Here is a 23822-nt window from a genome sequence, read left to right as displayed (position 1 = left end):
TATATCGGCAGTTCTACTCAAATGTTTAGCGAAATTTAGTATTATTGCATTTTAAATTCGGTCACCAGTACTCGTTCAACTGTGCCTTTTTCAAAAACTTCGGCTAGACGTCCAATTAATTCTTCTTCAATCATTTTAATACCGCTTTCTCCGACCAATTCATCTTTTGTAAAACTGGCAACTGTTGAAATAACAGCCGCACGCACTTCAGCAGTACGCTTTTCAGCTTCTTCTTTTGTTTCTTTATCGCTTAATAAAATATTAAACTGGACGATCCCGAAATTTCCAGCAGATGCTAAGTTCGTTGTGATGACATCCGTGTCGATACTCATTTCCGCTATTTCTTCGGCGCTGTGTGATTTGTGTTCTTCTGCTTTGTCATCTTTTGGCACAAAGTAAAAATAAGCCCCTCCGCCAATAGCTACCAACACGATAAAAGCTACAATTATTTTGATTGTTTTCCCCATAGTGCACCTCTTATTCTTCAGTTTCTACTTCAAAAGGTGAGATCAATACTTCAACGCGGCGATTTTCCGCTCTTCCTTCAGGCGTATCGTTAGACGCGATCGGCTGGTATTCGCTATAGCCCGTCGCACTAAACTTCTGTGGCTCAAGTTTATCATTTTGAAGCAAAATTCTCATGAAATTAATAGCTCGCGCTGAACTCAATTCCCAGTTGGTTGGATATTTCACTTGGCCTGTTGGGATGTTATCCGTGTGTCCTTCGATGAAAATCATCCGTGGCGGATCTGAAATTAACAAATTTGAAATCTCTTCTATAATGGTCTGTGAATCTTCGAGTAAATCTGCACTTCCCGATTCAAATAACAAGCCATCTTTAATGGTGATCATTAGCCCTTTACCAGTTAACTCGGTTTCAAGGCGAAGCGACAAGCCTTTATCAGCTATATACGCTTCAATCTTCGTTTGAAAATCTTTTAATTCTTGCTGGTCTTTGGCGACAAAAATCTCTTCCGGACTTTCACCAGACACCGGATCTTCATTTAACTCTGCAACTGGCGACGTATCAATGCTTTCAACAGGCGCTTGGTCATCAAGTATGCCTGTCCCACCTTTTAGTTCACTATTAAATGATTCGGCAATAGCATTGAATTTTTGAGTGTCCACTTGGCTAGAAGCGAACAAAACGATAAATAAAGCGAGCAACAGCGTCAATATGTCGGCATAAGGCAATAGCCAAGCTTCATCTACATGTTCTTCATGCTTTTTTTTACGCTTCAACTTGAACACCGCTTCCTTCTTCATCAGATTCAAGCACACGGTCTTTCGCTGGTAAGTAAGTTAATAGTTTTTCTTCTACTGTACGGACTGGCAAGCCTTCTTGAACAGCGAGCAATCCTTCTAGCATAATCATTTTTGTTTTTACTTCGGCTTCTGATTTCCGCTTTAGTTTATTGGCGAATGGATGCCATAACACATACCCTGAGAAAATTCCGAATAATGTTGCGATAAAGGCAGCGGAAATGGATTTACCTAAAAGTGCTACATCGTCCAAGTGACCGAGTGCGGCAACTAACCCGATAACGGCACCGAGTACCCCAAGTGTTGGTGCGTATGTACCAGCTTGTGCGAAAATTTTCGCACCGAGTTCGTGACGCTCTTCCATAGCCGCAATTTCTTCTTCCATCAAATCACGGATGTGTTCTTGTGACTGGCCATCTACAACCATTTTCAATCCGCGTTGCAAAAATGGATCTTCTACTTCTTCTGATTTTTCTTCTAATGCAAGCAAGCCTTCTTTTCGTGCGAGCATAGCCCATCCCGTAAACATCGGAATCATTTCCTTGATAGAGACCGCTTTCTGTTCACTGAAAATCACTTTGAACAAGCTGGGAATTTTTTTAATTTCATCCATCGGAAACGCAACGAGAAGACAGGCGATGGTACCAGCAAAAATAATGACCAGCGCCGCTGGATTATACAGGGCCATCGGGTTTGATCCTTTAAGGATCATCCCTCCTATCAACACGACGAATCCCAGGATGACTCCTATCCATGATGTCTTATCCACGTTTATACCTCATTTCATTCACCTGTGTAATTTTATTATAGTATGCATGATATTACGTAAAACAACTACGCTTTCCTGCGGGCTTGCGCCGAACTAACTCGGGCTATACGCCCGAGTTAGTTCGACACTTCGCTATCCCGCGGGAGTCTCCGTTGTTTTACTTCATATCTAATTTTCAAAATAGTGAACTTCATACTTCTTAGTAAAAGTAAGAGGTTCTTGAAGGCTTCGCTCCAGGCGGACGCTTTCCGCGGACGAAGCGCTGAGCCTCCTCGTCGCAAGCTCCTGCGGGGTCTCATCACTCCGTTTTTCCGCAGGAGTCGCCGCCTTACGCTCATTCTTCTAGCTTTAAAAGGTATAGTTAAATAATTCTCTTCTTATTTAACTATACCTAAATACTTAGCATCGGCGCGTCCACGGGCTAAGCGAAACAAGAAGACTAGCCTTCTTTGCCTGGCTTCTTGTGGGAGCTATGCCCAAAGCGCAGATGCGACTTGGAAATCAACTTCCTTATTTCTTCACTAAAGCCATGGCTTGTTTCCATGTGTTGCGAATATCTGTCATAAGCGCTTCTACTTCTTCTAGTGCTGTTACGTCATTTTTCATGTTAGCTTCTACTAGGCGATTGTACATGTATTCATACATTTGCTCGAGACCCGCTGACATTTCGATGTCTGCTTTTAATGTACTGCGCAGTTCTTGGATGATGTTTTGGGCTTTAATGATGTTTGTATTTTTTTCTTCGATTTTTTTATCAGCCATGGCACGTTTTGCTAGTTTCATGAATTTTAGACAGCCGTTATAAAGCATTAATGTCAGTTCTTGAGGTGATGCGGTCATTACTGAGTTTTGCTGGTAGGTCTGGTAAGGATTGATGGTGACCATTCGTTTTCCCCCTTGCGATTAATTGCGTTTGTCTATAAATGAACCTGCTGTTGCTACTGTTTGGTAGGCACCGCCGTATTTTTTGGATATTTCTTTTGTTTGGGTAATGCGTGTAATTTGGGCAAAAAACGATTGGTGTAATCCGTTGATCAGCGGCTGAAGTTTTTGTTCAATTTCTTTTAGTTGTTCAATAATCGAATGTTCTTCTTCTGTCCAACGGAAGTTCCGTTGCTTCATGAAGGTTTCTAATTGACGAATGGTTTCTTCGCGTTGAGTAAATAGGCCTTCAAGCGATTCGACAATTCCTTCTTCATTGTCTTCCATTCGTGAATTGACCTGTTGCGCTTTTTCATAAATCTCACGAGCCTGTTTGAGAAAAGCATACATAATTGGCTTTGAATCACTCATCACGAACCACCGAACAAGCTTTGTTGCATCCAGGTGCTTTGGGAGTTCATCTTACTTAACGCTTTTTCCATCGCGGTAAATTGCTTCCAGTAGCGATCTTCAATACTTGTTAGTCGGTCTTGCCAGCGACTAATTTCCGTATCCATTCGTTTTAATTTTTGAGAAAGTGTACTGTTATCGACTGAGCTTGAAGAACTGCCCGCTTTTGCGCTGAGTTTTTTAACAATGTCATTTAACGTGTCATAAACGCGTGCGCCGACGCCGTTGCCAGCTGCGTCTCGCGTTGTGAACAAAGCCATTACTTCTTCTGGCTTGTTCGCTAGCGCTTCCGTTAATTTCTTGTCATCAATAAACAATTTACCGCCTTCTGTGTAAGAGCCGGTATTTATACCGATTTGCGATAAATGATTGAGGTTGCCATCTGCAAGTCCGGATACTTTGTCCATAAAGGCTCTTCGTAAATCTTGTAAGGCCGATTTCATTATCGGGTCATTGCGTAATAATCCACTCCGCGCTTTTTCTTCCCATAATTCGATTTCCGTTTCTGTTAGTTCTTTTTTCTGTTCATCAGATAAGGGTTGGAAATTTGGGTAGCGCTTTTCGATAATCTGCTTTTGCAATGTATCGATGGTTTCGTTGTATTTATCGATAAATTCTTTAATCATAGCTAATGGTTTTTCAGGATTAGACTGAACGTTGACAACAGACTCTGAACCTGCCTGCAAAAGATTAATCGTTAATCCATTGACCGTTGTTTGGTTGGATTTTAATCCATTTACTGCTATACCATCAAATTTGATGGCTCCGTCTATAGCTCCTGTCGCTGCTGCTGTAGCAGTACCGTTATTAACGATTTTATCGGCTAATGCTTGACTTGCAACTCCATCTACATCCGTGAAATTCATAGTGAAAGCTTGCTCCGAACCCATTTCTTTTGTCGAAATGAAAAAGCGCGATGTCGTGTCATCAAAGCTAGCTCGTAAAGCTGGAACTGAAGAAGCTGTAGCATCTTGCAACTTTTTCGCAACGTCCGCAAAGGTGTCAGTACTTGCTACGTCAATGTTAATACCATTGATATCAATTTTTCCGGCTACACCAATTTGGTCTGTCGATTTAGCAGCGTTACCTGCCGTATTCTGTACCGCATTCGCTGAAGTCAATTTCGCCGCACTCGCTACACTTACTACTTCTACTTTATACGATCCGCTCATTGCAGTAGGCGTTGTGGCAACGGTAAAACTTGTTGGGTTCGGCGACACTGCACTGTATGCATTAAACGATGACTGAAGCCTTAGACTACTAGCACTCGTCCGCAAGCTCGACATGGATAAGTTGGTCTCTCTTACTGCTTCTTGTTGCCATTCTGTAAATGTTTTTTCTTGCATCAATTTATCTAATGGCATTTTTTGGACAGTCATCATATCTTTAACGATTGATTCGGTATCCATGCCTGATGCTAATCCGCCAATGCGCATACATGATTCACTCCGATCTTATAATTTCTCATCCACCATCAGGCCAGCAAAATCAGCCATCGAGGCATACATGTCTAAAAACTTCTTATTGGGAATTTCTCTTAAAATTTCTTCTGTTAGAGAATTCACGACTTGAACATAATAAACATTCATCTCTTCATGAAACTGAAATTTCACATTCGTTGTAGCTGACTCTAGAAATTTGTTCATGCTCTCTACTTTATCGGTAAGTGCTTCTTTCGTAATGGCTTTATCGGCTTGTTTGTTTTGGTTTTCTTCTGTTGCAATCGGCTTTTTAGAGACGGCCGGATTGGGTTCGCTGATTCTCGGAAATTCGATAGCAGGCAGTTTTGTTACTTCCATGTGGGTTACACTCCTTGTCCTTCAGATTGACTAAAGGGTTCTATATAGTAGTTATCGGCAGAAAAGCAGATTTTTTTAGTAAAAAAGCAAAAAAAAAATAAGACAGGTTTGTGAAAACCTCAGACTGTAGACAAATTCCGTTTGCACAGTTTGTGACGCCATAAACCCGCGCTGGTCGCTTTGGGGATGACTTCCGCAAGAAGCCAGGAAAACCACCTGTCTTCTTGCTCCGTCTACCCCGTGGACGCGCCATCGCTAGCGTCTATGTTAAAAGAACATCAAGATTATTTCATGAAAAAGAGTGAATAAGAAGAGGTATTGGAGCAAATTCGCCCCAATACCTCTTTTGTCTACATGATCAGGCTTGTGTAAACCTGCCCTATTTTATGTCAGTTTAGAATATTGGCTGCTGACACCTTTTGTCCAGTGATTGTTTAGCCCAGTTGGATCGTTCGCGGCTCCAACTGGCGCGTACTTCGCACCGATTTTCACGATGGTGTCTTTGCCTTGATTTAAATAGTTTTGACGTAAATTACGCGCCATATCGAAAATGCTGTCTTCCACGGATGCATAGCTTCGCAAGCCATTTTTACCCATCATGCCTGCAACATTGTTTTTATCATTGACCGCGCGCGACGAACCATTGCCTGTTTCGTGAATCGCAATTGCGGACAATAAATTCGGATCCAAATCGTATTTTTTCCCGGCATTGATAAAATGAGCAGCGGTACCACTCAATTTGCCGTCCAATGTATTGTCTAATTTGATAAATTGTGTCGGTCTGAATTTCAAGTCGCTCGTATCGGTTGCAGCGGTTGGCACTTCTTTTGTGTTGAGCGGCGGAATTGAAATGGCCGGATTATAGGAATTTGTTAGTGGAGCGGTTAAAGGTGTTGTTAAAGTTGGCAATGAAACTTGCGCTCCTGTTTGCGAAACCGTGGAATTTTTTTCTTCGATGCTTTCCATCATAGCGTTCATGAGCATCGCAAAAAATGTACTTGGACTTGTTGAACTGCCGATAGAACTACTATCACTACCAGTTTGCCCCATAGCAGGCATCGATTTCGCCATCGTGGCGATTGTATTATATAAAAGGAAATTAGAAGAAATTGGACTGGTCAATCGGTTCTCACACCCTTTGTTAGAGTAATCTTGTTTAGTTTACAAGATAATGAGAGAAAAAAGAATAGGATAATTGTGGTAGTAAAAAATATTTAGAATAAATATCAGAAAACCCCGACTTGAAATAGACATTAATAGCTAAGTCATAGTATATTAAAAGGAACATACGTTCTTAAGTAGGAGGTGGTTTTATGGATTTGTTCTCTCTGAATTCTAACGAGCAAAATGTCTTAATCGCAAGTATTTTAGGAGATGGCGAAATCACTAAGAGATATCCAGGTTCTCGCCGAAAAAATAATAGTTATAGAGAACATTTTAGTATCCAACAATTAGAGTATCGAATTTGCTCCCTTCTACTTTTTACTTTAATCAATCTAATTCTTTACTTCTTTCCCCATCGCTACCTTTGTTAACATTAATGTTTGATCACTTTTACAATGCGAATGGAGATAAAATCATCTCTCCCAAAATGCTTGAGTTATGTAAATCGCCTTTGTTTCTCACGACTTTGTATTTAGATGATGGTTCGTTATGCATTTCTGCTAATAGAAACGAATTAAAGAAAACCATTTATTTGACGCCACATATTTACCTACACCTGCAGTCTTTACGCTTCGAAGATCTATGCAAATTAAAATTACACATAAGCACTCATTTTGGAGTCGAATTTACTACTAGTAAGAGGCCTGATGGATTTGGTTATATATTAAAAACCACCAAAGTGAGTGAAACTATGAAATTCCTAAAGATAGTTGGTGATGCCTCAAAAGACTGCCCGTCCATGTATCATAAAACCGATTGGGGTTTTCGTTTTCAAAAAGAAATAGAACGTTATAAGGACTCTCATCCCGGCTACGAAGTGATTGCGAGTTCATCAGATCGGCGAAAAAATTATACAAAAGAAGAATGTGAAATACTATGTCAAATGAAAAAAGAAGGAAAAACAGATAAAGAAATTGCCCTTCATTTGAACCGCACGTACTGGTCTATTGTTTACAAATGGAGAGAGTTACGTGAAAACAGCGTCACCCTTATACCATCAGATTGTAAGACATATATAGCGAATGGTAATGGAGACGGCGACTCCAGCGGGAACAGCACGCGGTGAAGACGGTGTAACCGGCTGAGGCCGTGCCCGCGGAAAGCGTCCGGCGCAATGGACATGAGCCACTACTTATGAAGAAAAAAGAGTTTCCTACAAAAGTCATTTTTCATGACCTTTTGAGGAAACTCTTTTCATATTATGCTCTAAAATCAATCGAACTTCCTACATGCGGACGAACAGACTGCTCTAACATCTTCACAACATCCTGACCATTCGTTTCCGCTTGATCGATCGTTTTCTTCATCACCGAAACATTCGCTTCAGTTCTTACGCTTGCCTGACTCATTGCCATTGATAACGCAGCGATATCCATGGACTCGCCTCCTTATAGAAAAAGGAGCCTAAACTCAGGCTCCTAGATTTCTTTAAATTAACGTAGCAATTGTAGTACTTGCTGTGGTGCTTGGTTGGCCTGAGCCAGCATTGCTTGTGATGCTTGTGCAAGAATCGAGTTCTTTGTTTGTTCCATCATTTCTTTCGCCATCGTGCGAACATTTACTTTCATAAATGACTAGACTATATCTTCACCCTCTAGTATTAGTAGGGGCCGGGCACTTCGGATCCACAGTACTGATGTATACTGCCTCACCTACGGATTTCATCACCATAGCTTGCGCCTTAGATGGTCTATCCTAGTCGTTGAACCTTCTCCACTCTTTCGAGACAGGAGCTTGGCTGCTGATTGCCCAATCTTTTATTTTTTCAGGCCGTCACGCTTGTCGTTTCCAACTACGTTGTGGCAATAAAAGCTATCAGGGCTTTCCAGCAATTCACCCGGTCGTAATCTCTGGCTGTTACCGGCCAGGACGACTGCACCTCCACTCGCTTACGCGGCTTCGGCATAATCAACGTCGCGGATTCTTGATTCCGCAGCTGTTAGGTTTTCAGAAGATGTGTTCAAGTTATTGATTGTATGTTCTAATCGGTTTTGGTTTGCTCCCAGCTTAGAACGTTCTCCAGATACTTTTTCGATAGCGTTATTGATAATTGTAATAGCTTTTGCAGATTTTGCAGCCGTTGACAAATCGAGAGCCGCTTCTGTTAGAGAGCCATTAGTTCCATCAGATACTTTATTAGTAGAAGCAAAATTACCACCAGTTGCTCCAGAAAGACCTAAATTCTTAGCACGCATATCAGTAATCTCAAGCGTCAAGCTTTGGTTTTCGTTAGCACCGATTTGGAATTGAAGACCAGCTCCTGCATCAACTCCACCAGTTACTGCTCCTGATGCATCTCCGGTAGCCGTAGCAGCCGAAGCTCCACCAACTGTGACAGTTTGTGTAACACCCTTAGTAATCAATTCGGCATTTAATGCCGTCTCTATATCTGATGCTGCTGTGAATCCTGTCGCAGTAGCATCAAAGTCACCATTAATTGTGATTTTTTTAGTGTCTGCATCCAAAACAACTGAAGGAACGGTTCCATCTGTTACTGTGCCCATTTCGAAGGTATAACCATTCAATGCGCCACCAGTAGTATCAAAAGTCATTCCACCTACAGTTACCTGTCCAGCAGCAACGGCAAGATTTGTCGAATCTTTAGAACCGTTCAATAATTTTTGCGTGTTGAACTCAGTTGTATTACCAATACGATTGATCTCAGAAGTTAAAGAATCAATCTCTTTTTGAATTTCTCCACGATCTGTTGTTGTGTTAGTATCGTTACCGGATTGTACAGCTAATTCACGCATACGTTGAAGAATATCTTGAGTTTCACTCAAAGAACCTTCTGCAGTCTGAATCAACGAAATGCTGTCTTGAGCGTTAGTTGAAGCTTGCTCTAATCCGCGAATCTGTCCACGCATTTTTTCAGAAATTGTAAGACCCGCTGCATCATCTTTTGCACTGTTAATGCGAAGTCCTGAAGACAATTTCTCCATGCTGTCCATTTGTGAGCTTTGAGCCGATGCCATCTGTCTGTGTGTGTTTAATGCTGCGATATTGTGATTGATAATCATTGTGTATTACCTCCGTGTAATGTTTTTTTGTTTTTTGTAAGCGTCCAAATCCTTTTGCACTGCCTTACATATATTATTATCGGAGAGGTTTTATAAATGTTTAGTGTTTTTTGAAAAAAGATTTAGAATATTTTTTTGCGCCCCCGCGGTAGCCACAATTTGAAGAACAATTGAGTCTGCCACAGTGGCGCGATAGGCATAGAAAAAGCCTGCAAATTCTGCAGGCTTTGGGCTATTTTTTCCGCATACTTAAAAAATCACTCAAGTTGATAACATTTGACGTTGCTTGTTTGTTTTCTTCTTGAATTTCCAAATAGACTTCTTTTCGGTGGATGGTGATTTGTTTTGGTGCGGTGATGCCGAGTCGCACCATGTCACCTTCGATCGAAGTGACCGTGATTTCAATGTCGTCGTTAATGACGATGGTTTCGCCTTTTTTGCGTCCGAGTACTAACATGTTCTACACCTGCCTTGCAGCGGTGTTGTCGACTTGAAATAACGCCTGCTTGATTGCATAGTCTTTGTTATTCAACACGATTTGCATGCCTTGTTGTTTTTTATTGTTGATGACCAGTGGTGCTTTTAAGTTAGTCGTTGCGCTACTAATGTCGCCTTTGACTGTGACTGTCGTCAACACAATGGCATCTGTCGGCTCTTCTAGTTGCAGCCGCTCCACCATTTGCTCTTCTAACTTAATATCGTAGTCTTGGAAAAACGTAAACGGATCGACTAGGAAAAAGCTTACTTCCACGTGTTCTACCGACTGCAAGAAAAAGAATGGCGACTCGCCTTCTGTGTCTGCCGGGATCAATACATAGTCTTTAACCTCTTCAAATCCTGGAATTCCTTTATCAAACGTAATGACACGCTCTTCTGCTAGTTCGATTTCTCCGAATTGTTCTGTTTGAATTTTCATGTCCGACTCCTTCCGTAACAACTAAATGCCTTGTAAGATAAAGATATCTTACAAGACATTTATTAACAATCAATTTTTAGTAAGCTTTTCAATTACACAACTTGCTCTTCAGTAACCGAACCTTCTCTCAGTCGCACTCGTACCAAGTCCACCGCTCCGTCAATTCCTTTTAACACAGCCGAAAATTCTTCTAACTCTAACTCATCCCTTGCAAGCAAGCTCGCTGACATTGGCTGATCTAAGACATCCCTACTAATAACGATGTCGCCGCCCTCGCCTTGACCTTGAATGCGCGCTGCAATGTTCACGGTACGCCCAAAATAATCGAGTCGGTCATTGGAATTCACAGCAATCGCCGCTCCGCTATATAACCCGAGTCGTAAAACAATTTCTTCTTTTGCGGTTTGATTAAACGCAGCTAAATTTTCTTGAATGGCGAGCGCTGCTCGCAACGCATCTTCAGGTTTGTGGAACACGGCCATTACCGCGTCACCAATTGTTTTGACGATACTGCCGGAATTCCCGGCAATGTGTTGCGTTAAAAATTCAAAATGGTTGCGTACTTGTCCGTAAGCACTCGAATCGCCGACTGTTTCGTATAACATTGTCGAACCTTTTAAATCGGTAAACAAAATCGTCACGTGCCCAATATCGATTTTCTGTCCAGGAGACAACACTTCTGAAGAAAACAAATCGCGAAACTCTTGCATCGCCGTTACTTTGGCGGCGGTTACGGTTTGCGCAGTCCAATCTGAGTTTTCTAACGCCACGACGATGTCTGCGCTACTGGTGTTTGTGACCGAAACGTCACTCAATCCCGACACCGAATCGTGTGACCAACCCAAATCAGAGTAAACGAGTTCGTTTGATTCCACATTGCGGTCTACCACTACCCGGTCGTTTGCTTGAATCACACGGAAGCGCAATGCTTTTTCACTTTGGGGAATCATAAAGCTCTTGGTCTTGCCTGACTCGATAATTTGTTGCGCTTGCACATGTGGCGTAATCGTCGGGCCACCGATGCAATACACTTCCGCGTATGCTGTTCGGACCGCTTCATGAACCGAGAAGTTCAACTCGACAAACTGATCAAAATCCGCATCGTAATTCACACCGCATAAATCACAGTGAAACTGCTCTTCTAGTTGCGACAATGAATTGTGTTCAACTTTTGAGACGCGACAATTTGGACAAATGACATTCCAACTCAGATTTAACATGCCTGCTTTTGTGGCATAAAGCAACACGCGTAAAGTTTCGTCCAAATCGGCTCCCCAATGATGGGCTAATTGGACAGGTTCGATTTGCGCAACGTCTCGGTCGTCACGCTCGGCTAAATAGCGATGCAACAACTCGACAAACTTCTCGTCAACCGGCGACTTCGCCAGTAACGCTGACATCCGCTCCAGTTCCGGTAAATTGATTTTGCCCTTACTCGGCTTTTGCGGCGCTTCAGATATTTTTTCCGCTCCAGACTGCAAATAATCATCCAAGTAGGTCATCATTTTCTTCACAGCGGGAATTCCGCTGATCAACACGCCTGCGTAGCCAATAGGATTGAGCGGCCAAAAAGAAGCCGTCAACTTGATCCGCGTGCCGTTATCCGCCGTATCGAACAGTTCGGCTTTCATGCTGTACTGTTTGAGAGGTCCTGACAAATAACGGCGCTCAACGGTATAGCTATCGTATTTCTGCCATTGAAACGGAAACTCTTGCCATTTGATCGGCACCAGTCCCAATGCTTTTGCGTAGGCTTCACGGTAAAAGATTTCCGTTCCGTCTTGCTTCGCCGGGCTGAACGTTACGGGGAACAACCCGATATACAAGTTCATTCGGTTATTATCCGCTAACAATTGCCAAGCGGTTTTTCGGTCCAACACTATTTCTTTTTCTAACACGTAGGTTTTTGTTTTGAATTTCATTTTTTCACTCCTAGGAAATTGCGATGGCAATGGCCAGTAATATGATGTGGAAAATTTGATCTGCCATGATTGATAACCAACCTTTTTCTGGACCTTTAGCTGTTTGAACGCGCTGCACCCAAAACATAACAAAGGTTTTTCGGTCTAAAATAATATGGCCAAGAAAAACGATGAGAATTGCTGGCAACGACAGTCCGCCTGAAAACGCGCCAAACAAGGCGATTACAGCTGTGTAAATCGATACGTGCGTCAGTAGCGGCAGCCATTTTGTCGCTTTGTATTTAGCCATCCAACTTGTTTGCAGCAAAAAGTCACCGATTAAATGCCCAATCAATAACACATCAAACTGACTCATAACCGGTAACCTCTTCCCTGCCCTGCTTCGTATTGATCGATTTGGTAATCGCACTCTTCTAAAATCGCCGTGAACGCATCAACGATTTGAGCGTCAAATAAGGTTTCTTTGCAGCGACGCAACTCTTCTACGCCTAATTGATAAGATAAGCCCTTACTATATGAACGAGCCGTTGTCATCGCATCAAACGTATCCGCAACTCCCACAATGCGTGCGAACAACGGGATTGCATCACCAGCTAAACCATGCGGATAACCGGTCCCGTCAAGTCGTTCGTGATGAGACAAAGCTGTGTCTGCTGCATGAACCATGGCGTCTTTTGGTTCCACATTCGATAATATATCTGCGCCAATTACCGTATGTTGCTGGATCGTCGTATATTCTTCAACCGTTAAACGGTCAGGTTTTCGGAGAATGGCATCTGTTATGCCAATTTTTCCGATATCGTGTAGCAATGCCGCTTTATATAACTCTTCGCAATCGGATGCACTTAGCTCGAGTTTTTGCGCGATCCACAGAGAATATTTTGCGACGCGTTCTGAATGTCCCGCCGTATAAGGGTCACGTGCGTCTAACACTTTTGCTAGTGTTCGAATCATGCTCAAGAGCATTTGTTGCAATTCTTCGTACATTTGACTGTTATGAAGCGCTAATGCGGATTGACTCGAAAGCGCATCAGCTAAGCGAATGTCTTGTTCAGAGAAAAAAGCGATATCTTGTTTATTGAGTAGCTGCATCGCTCCAAGAACTTTGCCTTTGACCGCGAGCGGCACGGTAATCATCGACTTGGTCACAAACCCACTTGACTGATCGACGCGTGCTGTCCAGTCTGGATTTTCCGCAACGTTTTCGATTAGTTGTGCTTCTCCTGTCCGAATCACTTTGCCGACGATGCCTTCATTTTGATCCAATTCGATGTTTAATATGCTAGCCGCTGATGGCCCGTAGGCTGCAGACACTTTAATTTTTTGTCGTTTTTTATCCAACACCCATAACGTGCCCGCTTCGGCTCCGACAATGCGCACCATTTGCAATAAGATGCTCTCAAGCACTTCGCCCATTTCTAAATTTGAATTTAACTGCTTGGATGCTTCTAGCAAGGTAACGAGTTCTTGAACTTTAGATTCTAATTCTTTTATATGGGTCATGCTGTTCCTCCGATTGCTTGTTTCTTGGATCTTTAGCATTTTATTGTTTTTGTTTAGTACTTTTTTATTTCTTGTCGATCATATCTTTTTGTGAAACATTAAGCAATATTATCCATTATTAAAATAATGTCCAGTCCATCGGCACCACGCCTTGGCACGTCGTCACACCAGTTTTAAACCCAGAAACTCTTTTAAATTCCATTTTCATTGTCCTTTCGAAATAGATGTAAGCTATACTAGTTTCCGTGAGGGGATAAATAAGAGTAAGTGATTTTATGAAATCCCCCTTACAAATTAACGCAAAAATTACCAATTATATGAAATAAACTTTTTATCAATTCGCGTATATTTTTGTGATATGATGTGTAAACACTAAGCTGAAATGTGGTTAACCTTCTAACTCAAGCTCGTTAAACTACTTATTTTGTAAAGGAGGCTCACCTTTTTTCATGGCTACTTTTTTACTTTCCGATACTTTATTCGTCCTATTATTGTCTATTATTTTATTAGCCCTTATATTGTCCATTAGCTTACTAGTTGTTCATTTTCGGAATACCCAAAAACTCCTGAAGAAAAGTAATTCCACTGAATTAGAGTTGAAATTCGAATCAGTATTTGAATCGACTTCTGATGCGGTGATTGTTGCCGATCAGCAAGGAACCATCTTGCAGTGGAATTTAGGCGCTGAGACCATTTTTGGCTTTAGTAAAAGTGAAGCCATTGGCGTTAATTTAGAAATTATTATTCCCGAGTCTTTAATAGATGGTCATCGTAAGGGATTACAACGTTATTCGGAGACAGGCGTCCCTAGTGTGATTGGCAGACGCATCGAGTTAGTAGGTCGTCGCAAAGACGGTCTGGAAATTCCGATTGAAATATCTGTGGGGACATGGAAAACGGAAGATGGATTGTTTTTCAGCAATATCATTCGTGACATCACTGAAAGAAAAGACACAGAAGCAAAAATTAATAACCTCGTTTATCGAGACCCTTTAACAGGCTTGCCAAATCGACGGATGTTTAGTGATCAACTAGCGTCAAAACTCCAGCAACTGAACGGTAGCAACCAAAGCCTTTCCTTGTTATACATCGATTTGGACCATTTTAAATTGATCAATGACACATATGGACATTACACTGGCGATCAAATGCTAATTGAAGTCGCCAAACGTTTTCAGAGCATCGCGCATGCGGATGATACGATTTCCCGTTTTGGCGCAGATGAATTTATACTATTATTGCCGAATACTGATAGTTTCAAAGCGACTGATCATGCGCAAAAAATATTACAGCTGTTTAAACAACCGTTCCGATTTCAACAAGAAGATTTATTTGTCACACCTTCTATCGGCATCAGCATCTTTCCGAATGACGGCATCGACTTGGATACTTTAGTAAAAAATGCAGATATCGCTCTTTCTCAAGCAAAAAATCAAGGCAAAAACAATTTTCAGTTTTTCACAGAAAGTACCAACCAAGTAGCTCTTCGAAGATCGAAATTGGCCATTGATATCCGAAAAGGTTTGGAATACGGCGAATTCTTTATCCATTATCAACCCCAAATCGATTTAAAAACCGACAAAATAGTTGGCCTGGAAGCTCTAGTTCGCTGGGTACACCCTAGACTTGGGAACATTTCACCTGCTGAATTTATTCCCGTTGCTGAAGATACTGGGAGCATTATTCAAATTGGTGAATATGTCTTACGCCAAGCTTGCCTGCAAAACAAGGCGTGGCAAGATGCTGGACTTCCGCACTTCCGCGTTGCGGTCAATATTTCGTCTCACCAGTTTTCACGATGCAATTTGATGGATACAGTCCATGCTGCACTTTCTGAATCAGATCTAAATCCTAAATATTTGGAACTTGAATTGACTGAAAGTATTATCCAAAGTTCTACTAGCGCCATTGAGAACATGCAAAAACTAAAAGCCATGGGCATTCACTTATCGATTGATGACTTTGGTACTGGCTTTTCATCGCTTCGTTATTTAAAGCTGTTCCCAGTCGATACATTGAAAATCGACCAATACTTTATCCGGAACATTATTACCGACCCGAAAGACGCAGCACTTGTCGACACCATCATCAAAATGGCCGACAATTTGCAGTTGAACGTCATTGCTGAAGGCGTTGAAACGCTAGATCAACTGCAATTTTTAAAACAAAAAAAGTGCAACCAAGCGCAAGGTTATTACTTTAACCGACCGTTGCCACCTGAAGAAATCGAGCGACTTTACCAACCGGCCTCATCGCCAATTAATTAATACCACAAAAAAGCCACGTTCCTCAAAAAAAGGAACGTGGCTTTACTTTGTTATTTCACGCTTTCCAACGCTTGTTTTACAGTCGCGTACGACTCTGTATCGAGCATATCAATGCCACTGTGAACAATCGCTTGAACAAGGTCTGGTCTTAGTCCGGCAATGACCACATGAATGCCCATCAATTGAAGCGTGCTACCAATTTGTTGAAGCGACAGCGCAACGTGATCATCAATCGTCAATACCCCTGAAAAATCTATGATCACGTGATGAACTTTTTTCTCTGCGATTCTCGGGATTACATTATTCATAATATGCGCAATTCGGTAACTGTCCATCACCCCAATTAGCGGGAGCACTACGACGTCTTCTAATACCGGCACAATCGGTGCGGATAGATTCAGTAACTCTATACGGGTTTCCGCCTGTTTTCTTTCCGATAGCTGCTCAAATGCAAAAATGGTCTCATTTAAACTTACATCAAGGACTGCATGAATGGCTTGAATCGCTTTAGCGCTGTCAACAACCGTTAAATTAAATTCTACGCTCAACCGTGTAAAAATCTCTGAAAACACTTTGCGCGTTACTGGGTATCGAATTACAATCGTTGAAAGAGCCCCATCCGAAGCGATTTGCATTTCCGCATTTTTTTTACTCCATTCGATCAATGCGTCCGGAACTTCAATTTGTCCACTCTCGAGAAGAGCTTGTCCAAAAAACTCAAGCAACTGAATATACATCCCAGCAGCCCGCTCTTTTTCCCACTCTGGAATGTTCAAGTTCATTTCCTGCACAACCGATTCGACTACTTCCGCTGATAACGATTCAGCGTTATCACTGATGTACCTGGAAAAATCTTTAAAAGAGGACATTTGTTTCACACCTTTTCTTATGTTGTCTCTATTATACCATTTGGTAAGGCGTAAAATGGCAACGAATCGCCAAACTATAAACGATAAAAAGAGCCTTTTTTATACCGTCACTCAAGGATTCGGAGCACTAAGCGGCGACTCCTGCGGAAGAACGGAGTGATGAGACCCCGCAGGAGCTTGCGAGGAGGCTCAGCACTTCGTCCGCGGAAAGCGTCCGCTTGGTGCAGAGAATCCCATTTAAAGACGAAGAAATGATTTAACTATCTTTTGTTATAAAACTGAAAGACCCTTCTGAAATTTATCCAAAAGGGTCTTTCCTAAAAGCTATTATTCAACTGTTACTGATTTTGCTAAGTTACGTGGCTTGTCAACGTCACAGTCGCGGTGAAGCGCTGCGTAATAGCTGATCAACTGCATCGGGATAACCGATACTAGTGGTGATAGCAATTCGTTCACTTTTGGCAAGACCAGGCTATCGCCTTCTTCTTGTAAGCCTTCCATCGAAATGATACATGTGTGCGCGCCGCGTGCCGCTACTTCTTTGACGTTACCACGGATGTTCAAGTTAACCGCTTCTTGTGTTGCAAGTGCGATAACCGGTGTACCTTCTTCGATCAATGCAATCGTACCGTGTTTTAATTCGCCTCCTGCAAAGCCTTCAGCTTGGATATACGAAATTTCTTTTAATTTCAATGAACCTTCAAGTCCAACGAAATAATCCATTACGCGACCGATAAAGAAGCAGTTACGTGTTGTCGACAAGAAGTCTGTCGCAATTTGTTCCATTTCTTCTTTAGAATCCACTTGTGCTTGAATCGCATTTGCAACGATTCCTAGTTCTTGAACCAAGTCAAAACCGATATCAATGCCGCGTGCTTCAGCAGTTACAGCTGCTAGAATCGACAAAACTGCCAATTGTGCAGTGTATGCTTTTGTTGAAGCAACTGCAATTTCTGGACCTGCATACAACAATAACGTATGGTCAGACTCACGAGATAACGTAGATCCTGCAACGTTTGTTACTGTTAATGACGCATGGCCTAGCTCTTTGATTTTCACCAATACTTGACGGCTATCCGCTGTTTCACCTGATTGAGAAATAAAGATGAACAATGGTTTTTCTGACAACAATGGCATATTGTAACCAAATTCACTAGAAACATGTACTTCAACCGGAATACCCGCTAATTTTTCGATGTATTCTTTGCCGATCAACCCTGCATGGTAGCTTGTTCCTGCCGCAATGATGTGGATGCGGTCAGCAGCTTGCATCGCGTCCAAAATTTCTGGTTGGATGGTCAATTTATCATTTCCGTCCTGATATGCCTGAACGATTTTGCGGACAACTGCTGGCTGCTCGTCAATTTCTTTTAACATATAGTGAGGGTATGTGCCTTTTTCAATGTCGCTCATGTCAATTTCTGCAGTGAATGGTAGGCGGCTTACCGACTTGCCATCCAATGTTAAAATTTCCACGCTGTCTTTGCGGACGATAACGATTTCTTGGTCCATCAACTCAACAAACTGGTCAGTCAATTGCAACATTGCCATTGCATCTGATGCCACAACGTTAAAATCTTCGCCAAGTCCCACTAATAATGGGCTCTTGTTTTTCGCTACAAAAATCGTTTGCTCTTCTTCTGCATCCAGTAATGCAATCGCATATGAACCCTTCAATAAAGTAAGAGTTTTAGTAAATGCTTCTTGAGTTGTTTGACCTTCATTAACAAATTTACCGATCAACTGAACGATAATCTCTGTATCCGTATCTGACTCCATTTCCACGTCAGCTAAATAATCGCGCTGAATGTGGTGGTAGTTTTCAATTACGCCGTTATGCACAATTGTGAAACGGTCAGATGTGTTTTGATGCGGGTGAGCATTCGCACGTGTTGGTTTACCATGAGTAGCCCAACGCGTATGACCGATCCCAGTTGAACCCATAACATCATTTTCTACAACGCCGCGTAAATCTGCGATACGTCCTTTTTCTTTAAATACTTTCACACCGCTACCGTTACGTACTGCGATTCCTGCTGAATCATAACCGCGGTATTCCAAACGCTCTAAGCCTTTTAACAAAATTTCCTTTGAATCATTTTCTCCAATATATCCTACAATTCCACACATAATTAAATTCCTCCATTTATCTCGTTCGAATAAGTGTTTGAGCCTATCCATCTTGTTGGCCAATCGATCACTCGACTGTTTTAAGAATGGACATCACGACCAGGCTTCATGGCCGGAAGGGATCCGCCGAAAATTCGATACTCCTTCTCCTCGTCTACTAGAGATGACTTGTCCGTCCAATTTCTCTAGTACAGGCGCTATAATTGTTTTCCTATCACTCAACTTCTATCCTCCTTTTCAGTAGTCGTAAACCGACTCTACTATCATACAGTCTCAACACAATCACGTCAATTAAAGCAAATAGTTGTTTAGTACTATTTTACCAGCTTTTTCCGTATACTGGTCTATTTGTCTTTCCAAATTTATTTTCAACGCTTTAAAATTTGATATAGAACGGGCTGTTGTTAGTTTTACCGCTTTTTATATTTTCTTACAATCAAGTATCTGTAAGCTATTCCGCAAACTAGCTACGCTTTCCTGCGGGCTTGCGCCGAACTAACTCGGGCTATACGCCCGAGTGGATTTCGACACTTCGCTGTCCCGCGGGAGTCTCCGCTAGTTTGCTTCATAGCTAGAGAACTATGCTCAGAAGAAAGCGCGCAAGGCGGCGAAGTGCGCAAATGTGCTCCTGCATCGCTTCGCTAGCTTCGTCGCAAAGCCATTGCCCGAATTACATTCGTACAATGACTTTCCAAGGGGATCAGGGCGAGCTGAAGACCTTGGACTGAGCAAAGCGAGGGAAGCGGCTGAAGCCGGCCCCCTGGAAAGCGTCCGCCTGTAGCGCTTTCTTCGTCTTCTACACCCACACTTCCTTTCCTTTACCCCAAATCGCCCTCTCAAAATCAAAAATCCTAAAAAAAAGCCCGCAAGCAAAGATGCTCACGGACTCGAAATAATTGATTTGATTAGCTTAAACCCATTTCGCTACGGACAACCACTGCAATGCGCTCTACATAGTTTTCACAGTCTTCCGCTGAAGCTGCCTCTACCATAATACGTACCAATGGCTCTGTACCTGAAGGACGCACAAGCACACGGCCGTTGCCATTCATCTCTGTTTCAACTTCAGAAATAACTTCTGCCACTTTCGCGTTATCCGTCACCGCATGTTTATCGGTCACACGAATATTTACCAGTTTTTGCGGGAAAATCGTCATTTCAGATGCTAACTCAGACAATTTCTTGCCCGTAATTTTCATGATGTTAACCAACTGAAGACCCGTCAATAAGCCATCGCCTGTAGTATTGTAATCCAGGAAAATAATATGACCCGATTGTTCGCCGCCCAAGTTGTATTCATTTTTCTTCATTTCTTCTACTACATAACGATCACCAACAGCCGTTTTGTTGCTCTTCATGCCGTGGCTTTCCAATGCTTTGTAAAAGCCCATATTGCTCATTACAGTCGAAACCACTGTATCTTTTTTCAAACGACCTTCAGAATGCAAATGCTTCGCACAAATGTACATAATTTGATCGCCGTCTACAATATTGCCTTTTTCATCTACTGCAATTAGGCGGTCACCGTCGCCATCAAATGCTAAACCAATATCTGCACCTTTTTCAATGACAAGCTCCGCTAATTTTTCAGGATGCGTAGAACCTACTCCAGCGTTGATATTCAAGCCGTTTGGTGAAGCACCCATTGACGTGATGTCTGCATCTAAGTCCGCGAATACATGCGTTGCTAATGTTGACGTTGCACCGTGAGCACAATCAAGCGCTACTAAAATGCCGTCGAATTCTTCATCCACTGTTTGTTTTAAATACTGAAGGTATTTTTGTCCGCCTTCAAAATAATCGGTGATGCTTCCAAGGTCGCCACCAGTTGGGCGTGGCAATAGATCTTCGGCGCTATCTAATAACGCTTCAATTTCTGCTTCTTGTGCATCCGACAATTTAAAGCCGTCTGAACCGAAGAATTTGATGCCATTGTCTTCTACAGGATTATGCGAAGCTGAAATCATAACGCCCGCTTCTGCACTCATGACACGCGTCAAATACGAAACGCCTGGAGTGCTTATAACGCCCAGGCGCATAACTTCCGCTCCAACAGAAAGTAGTCCGGCAGCCAAAGCGCCTTCTAACATTTCACCTGAAATTCGTGTATCACGGCCAATTAGCACTTTTGGTTTGTCTTTTGCGCTTTTTGTTAAAATGTATCCGCCTATACGACCTAATCTAAAAGCCAGTTCAGGTGTTAGCTCGCTATTGGCAACTCCCCGTACTCCATCTGTTCCAAAATATTTTCCCATTACAATATTCGCTCCTTCAGTCAGTTGCTACTATTTTTTTAATCTATTTTTTCTCCACATTACTGTTGTCTATTAGTCTACTGGCAATTGTGCAGAATCATCGCTTACCACTTCTGCTTCCACTGTTACTTGAGCTGGTGAAACTGCTGAAGCGCCAGTCGGAATACTCAACTCTACATCTACTGTACTATCTTCTGCAGTAATACTGGCAGCGTCTACTTCCACTACATATTCTGTCATTTCATCGACAACTGTTTTCGGACCATAAATCCGGATTTCCTTGGTCGATGTGGTCCAATTGTTAATGCTAATACCTACTCCAACGTTTCCAGTCGCTTCAATTCTGACAGGTACTGTTTTGCTGTATTCGACAACTTTAACAGCCACTTCAACTTCTTCCGGTTCGATTTCTGCATTTTCTAGTTTCGTCAAATCTTCTGCTAGTACCCGTACACGCGCGGCCGTCGTAAAAGATTCATTGACACCTTGCTCTCCAGAGACCGTGGCTTTCACAAAGCTGATGGCGTCAATCATACTTTTAGGCCCCGTCACCACAACTGTTTCTGGTTCGACCGTCACTTCGTCTAAAACAAATCCCTCTGCTAGCATGCGATCATTAATGTCGGGGTCAATCCGGAATTCCTGCGACACCCGCTCTTCAATCACGACGTTCACAAATGCTGGATCCACTCGACTCGTTAATTGATCCGAGACATTTTCAGTTTGAATCGGGACTTGGTGTTCACCAAGCGGCAAATTACGCAAATCCACAAATAACGTAAAATCTTCTAACTGAAGCGCAGCTTGAACAATGCTAACCGGACCCGTTAAATACAAGTCAGCCGTTTTTGGCACACCGCTAACCATAAGGTCATTGTCATGGTATATTTCAAGATCTACATCTTCTATCACTTCCGACACCCGACTAGTGTCCGTCGACCCCGTGGAATTATCTTCCGCTTGAACGGAGAAGAACAAAAGGAAGGCTAACAACAGCGCCGTAATTCGCAAAAACCAGCGATTGTCCATCATCTTATCCATTCTTTTTCCTCCTCCAATTCCACCAAGAAGAAGTGACTTCTTGCTGTGCTACCCCGAACCAAATTCGGCGCAACTTCACTTCGAAGTCTTCGAGTGATAAATTACGGTGCAAATCACCATTTGCCGTTAAGCTGATGGCACCGGTCTCTTCTGATACGACAATTGTAATCGCATCGGTCACTTCACTAATGCCAAGAGCGGCACGGTGACGTGTTCCAAGCTCTTTGGAAATAAACGGACTTTCAGACAGCGGCAAATAACAAGCGGCTGCGGCAATCCGATTTTTTTGAACGATCACCGCTCCATCATGCAACGGTGTATTCGGAATGAATAAATTAATCATCAGTTCAGATGTAAGGTCCGAGTTCATCGGAATTCCCGTTTCAATATATTCACTCAAACCGGTTTCGCGTTCAATCGACACCAATGCTCCGATTCGCCGTTTCGCCATATAACTGACAGACTTGGACATTGCCTCGATCAGTCGGTTGCGTTCAGATTCTTCGTTCAACGTACTGCTGGAGAACAATCTACCACGACCAAGCTGTTCGAGTGCACGGCGCAGCTCTGGTTGGAAAATAATAATAATCGCTAAAAAGCCCCATTCCAATACCTGTTGCATAATCCAACCCAATGTTTCTAGGTTGAGCGCTTGCGTCACGAGGCGTGCAATAATAATGACAAAAATTCCTTTCAGCAATTGAACGGCTTTCGTCCCTTTGATGACAGTTATCAATTTATAAACAACGAACCAAACCAATAAAATGTCGATGATATTTCCTAGAAGTCTAAATGATGTTTGGTCTGTTAAACTTTCAAAAAAAGGCATCTGCAACCCTCGCTTTTCTACATATGCATATGCATTAAGTATATCATAAGTGAATTAGGCTTGCCTTCATAGAAAAAACCCATCCTTTAGGAGAGGACAGGTTTAATCGTTTGTTTGATTGTCATTTGTTTCAAAAATAGCAGCTGCATCTTTAAATCCTTCTTTAATCGTAAACCATAGCCATTCAAAAGCTTGATCGATTTCCTCAATTTCTCCGGTAATCACACCGCTCGATGCCATGTACTGACCATTGACAATCGTGACATCTCCTTGAAGCTCACCTTCAACCCGCAAATCTCCATTGCGTACAGTTAAGTTGCCTACTACTGTTTCCCCTTCAGGAACAATAACCGTCTGTCCTTCTACAACCAAATTCGGTTGTTTCGTAAATGAAAACTGTTGATCGTCGTTAAAGTTGGTAAACAATGCTGTGCTCATTAACAGACAGAACAACGCGGCTGCAGCAAGCATGGGATGTCTTCTTAACCAGCGTTGAATACCCGCGCGCTGTCTTTCTTTCGGCAACCGTCCCATTGTCTTTTGGACAAAATCAGAAGGAGCCTGTATATGAGAAGCACTTTGGATAAACGCAACGGTTTTACTTAAAGCCTGATACTGCTCTCTACAATCGCTGCAACTTTCCAAGTGCTCTTTTAACTGCTGTTCCTCGCTTGGGTTAATATCCCCGTCGAGGTAATGATTCATTAACTCTAACACGTTTTCCGGACACGCATTCATCGTGC

The 23822-nt window shown here is 42.4% G+C and carries 25 protein-coding genes; 3 read left to right on the top strand and 22 right to left on the bottom strand.

Going from position 1 to position 23822, the window contains the following annotated elements:
* Positions 1-41: 41 nt before the first annotated feature.
* The 8 genes from BBI08_RS01040 to BBI08_RS01005 form a co-directional block, all read right to left on the bottom strand.
* Positions 42-467: a flagellar basal body-associated FliL family protein gene (locus BBI08_RS01040; RefSeq protein WP_008499215.1), complete on the bottom strand. Its 426-nt coding sequence runs from the start codon at positions 465-467 to the stop codon at positions 42-44.
* Positions 468-477: 10 nt separating this feature from the next.
* Positions 478-1242, bottom strand: a complete 765-nt coding sequence (gene motB, locus BBI08_RS01035) for a flagellar motor protein MotB (RefSeq protein WP_008499214.1) — start codon at positions 1240-1242, stop codon at positions 478-480.
* Entirely contained in the window at positions 1232-2032 is an 801-nt protein-coding gene (gene motA, locus BBI08_RS01030; protein WP_065528403.1) for a flagellar motor stator protein MotA, read from the bottom strand. Before motA ends, motB begins: the two co-directional genes overlap by 11 nt.
* 510 nt (positions 2033-2542) lie before the next feature.
* Complete coding sequence (fliS, locus tag BBI08_RS01025; RefSeq protein WP_008499213.1) at positions 2543-2917, bottom strand: flagellar export chaperone FliS; 375 nt, start codon at positions 2915-2917, stop codon at positions 2543-2545.
* 18 nt (positions 2918-2935) lie between these two features.
* The gene (locus BBI08_RS01020) at positions 2936-3325 is read right to left on the bottom strand and encodes a hypothetical protein (RefSeq protein WP_008499212.1); all 390 of its coding nucleotides are present in this window, start codon (positions 3323-3325) and stop codon (positions 2936-2938) included.
* Positions 3325-4800: a flagellar filament capping protein FliD gene (fliD, locus tag BBI08_RS01015; RefSeq protein WP_065528402.1), complete on the bottom strand. Its 1476-nt coding sequence runs from the start codon at positions 4798-4800 to the stop codon at positions 3325-3327. Before fliD ends, BBI08_RS01020 begins: the two co-directional genes overlap by 1 nt.
* An 18-nt stretch (positions 4801-4818) precedes the next feature.
* On the bottom strand, positions 4819-5163 hold the full coding sequence (gene flaG, locus BBI08_RS01010) for a flagellar protein FlaG (protein WP_008499209.1): 345 nt from the start codon (positions 5161-5163) through the stop codon (positions 4819-4821).
* 384 nt (positions 5164-5547) lie between these two features.
* Positions 5548-6132 carry a glucosaminidase domain-containing protein gene (locus BBI08_RS01005; RefSeq protein WP_237146560.1) on the bottom strand — a complete coding sequence of 195 codons (585 nt, stop codon included), beginning with the start codon at positions 6130-6132 and terminating at the stop codon, positions 5548-5550.
* 7 nt (positions 6133-6139) lie between these two features.
* Here BBI08_RS01005 and BBI08_RS17220 point away from each other — a divergent pair, with 7 nt between their 5' ends.
* Positions 6140-6313 (top strand): hypothetical protein, encoded by a 174-nt coding sequence (locus tag BBI08_RS17220; RefSeq protein ID WP_237146559.1) that lies wholly within the window; start codon positions 6140-6142, stop codon positions 6311-6313.
* 390 nt (positions 6314-6703) lie between these two features.
* Entirely contained in the window at positions 6704-7393 is a 690-nt protein-coding gene (locus tag BBI08_RS00995) for an SANT/Myb-like DNA-binding domain-containing protein (protein ID WP_155800338.1), read from the top strand.
* A gap of 133 nt (positions 7394-7526) precedes the next feature.
* Here the strand turns inward: BBI08_RS00995 and BBI08_RS00990 are convergent, their stop codons facing one another.
* The 8 genes from BBI08_RS00990 to BBI08_RS00955 all read right to left on the bottom strand — a co-directional run bounded on the left by BBI08_RS00990 (position 7527) and on the right by BBI08_RS00955 (position 13688).
* Positions 7527-7703, bottom strand: coding sequence for a YjfB family protein (locus BBI08_RS00990; protein ID WP_008499206.1), 177 nt, complete (start codon positions 7701-7703; stop codon positions 7527-7529).
* A gap of 57 nt (positions 7704-7760) precedes the next feature.
* A complete protein-coding gene (locus BBI08_RS00985; RefSeq protein ID WP_008431706.1) occupies positions 7761-7895 on the bottom strand; it encodes a flagellin in 135 nt (44 codons plus the stop codon).
* Between the two features lie 321 nt (positions 7896-8216).
* Positions 8217-9347: a flagellin N-terminal helical domain-containing protein gene (locus tag BBI08_RS00980; RefSeq protein ID WP_065528399.1), complete on the bottom strand. Its 1131-nt coding sequence runs from the start codon at positions 9345-9347 to the stop codon at positions 8217-8219.
* 232 nt (positions 9348-9579) lie between these two features.
* Positions 9580-9804, bottom strand: a complete 225-nt coding sequence (gene csrA / locus BBI08_RS00975; RefSeq protein ID WP_008499203.1) for a carbon storage regulator CsrA — start codon at positions 9802-9804, stop codon at positions 9580-9582.
* Between the two features lie 3 nt (positions 9805-9807).
* Entirely contained in the window at positions 9808-10263 is a 456-nt protein-coding gene (gene fliW, locus BBI08_RS00970) for a flagellar assembly protein FliW (protein ID WP_008499202.1), read from the bottom strand.
* A gap of 92 nt (positions 10264-10355) precedes the next feature.
* Entirely contained in the window at positions 10356-12185 is a 1830-nt protein-coding gene (locus BBI08_RS00965; RefSeq protein ID WP_008499201.1) for an adenylate/guanylate cyclase domain-containing protein, read from the bottom strand.
* A gap of 10 nt (positions 12186-12195) precedes the next feature.
* Positions 12196-12540 (bottom strand): DUF3307 domain-containing protein, encoded by a 345-nt coding sequence (locus BBI08_RS00960; RefSeq protein WP_008499200.1) that lies wholly within the window; start codon positions 12538-12540, stop codon positions 12196-12198.
* The gene (locus tag BBI08_RS00955; RefSeq protein ID WP_008499199.1) at positions 12537-13688 is read right to left on the bottom strand and encodes a GAF and HD-GYP domain-containing protein; all 1152 of its coding nucleotides are present in this window, start codon (positions 13686-13688) and stop codon (positions 12537-12539) included. The genes BBI08_RS00960 and BBI08_RS00955 overlap by 4 nt, the downstream gene beginning before the upstream one ends.
* A gap of 449 nt (positions 13689-14137) precedes the next feature.
* Between BBI08_RS00955 and BBI08_RS00950 the strand changes: the two genes are divergently transcribed.
* A complete protein-coding gene (locus tag BBI08_RS00950; RefSeq protein ID WP_065528398.1) occupies positions 14138-15955 on the top strand; it encodes a putative bifunctional diguanylate cyclase/phosphodiesterase in 1818 nt (605 codons plus the stop codon).
* Positions 15956-16005: 50 nt separating this feature from the next.
* On the opposite strand, the gene BBI08_RS00945 is transcribed toward BBI08_RS00950, so the two are convergent.
* The 6 genes from BBI08_RS00945 to BBI08_RS00920 form a co-directional block, all read right to left on the bottom strand.
* On the bottom strand, positions 16006-16824 hold the full coding sequence (locus BBI08_RS00945; RefSeq protein ID WP_065528397.1) for an STAS domain-containing protein: 819 nt from the start codon (positions 16822-16824) through the stop codon (positions 16006-16008).
* 327 nt (positions 16825-17151) lie between these two features.
* The gene (gene glmS / locus BBI08_RS00940) at positions 17152-18954 is read right to left on the bottom strand and encodes a glutamine--fructose-6-phosphate transaminase (isomerizing) (RefSeq protein ID WP_008499195.1); all 1803 of its coding nucleotides are present in this window, start codon (positions 18952-18954) and stop codon (positions 17152-17154) included.
* A gap of 905 nt (positions 18955-19859) precedes the next feature.
* Positions 19860-21209: a phosphoglucosamine mutase gene (glmM, locus tag BBI08_RS00935; RefSeq protein ID WP_008499194.1), complete on the bottom strand. Its 1350-nt coding sequence runs from the start codon at positions 21207-21209 to the stop codon at positions 19860-19862.
* A gap of 72 nt (positions 21210-21281) precedes the next feature.
* Positions 21282-22250: a CdaR family protein gene (locus BBI08_RS00930; RefSeq protein WP_040851389.1), complete on the bottom strand. Its 969-nt coding sequence runs from the start codon at positions 22248-22250 to the stop codon at positions 21282-21284.
* Positions 22243-23079: a diadenylate cyclase CdaA gene (cdaA, locus tag BBI08_RS00925; RefSeq protein WP_065528396.1), complete on the bottom strand. Its 837-nt coding sequence runs from the start codon at positions 23077-23079 to the stop codon at positions 22243-22245. The genes BBI08_RS00930 and cdaA overlap by 8 nt, the downstream gene beginning before the upstream one ends.
* A gap of 102 nt (positions 23080-23181) precedes the next feature.
* Positions 23182-23817: a zf-HC2 domain-containing protein gene (locus tag BBI08_RS00920; RefSeq protein ID WP_008499192.1), complete on the bottom strand. Its 636-nt coding sequence runs from the start codon at positions 23815-23817 to the stop codon at positions 23182-23184.
* Between the last annotated feature and the right edge of the window lie 5 nt (positions 23818-23822).

Source organism: Planococcus halocryophilus (assembly GCF_001687585.2).
Classification (GTDB): domain Bacteria; phylum Bacillota; class Bacilli; order Bacillales_A; family Planococcaceae; genus Planococcus; species Planococcus halocryophilus.
This window is presented reverse-complemented; position numbering and strand designations above follow the sequence as displayed.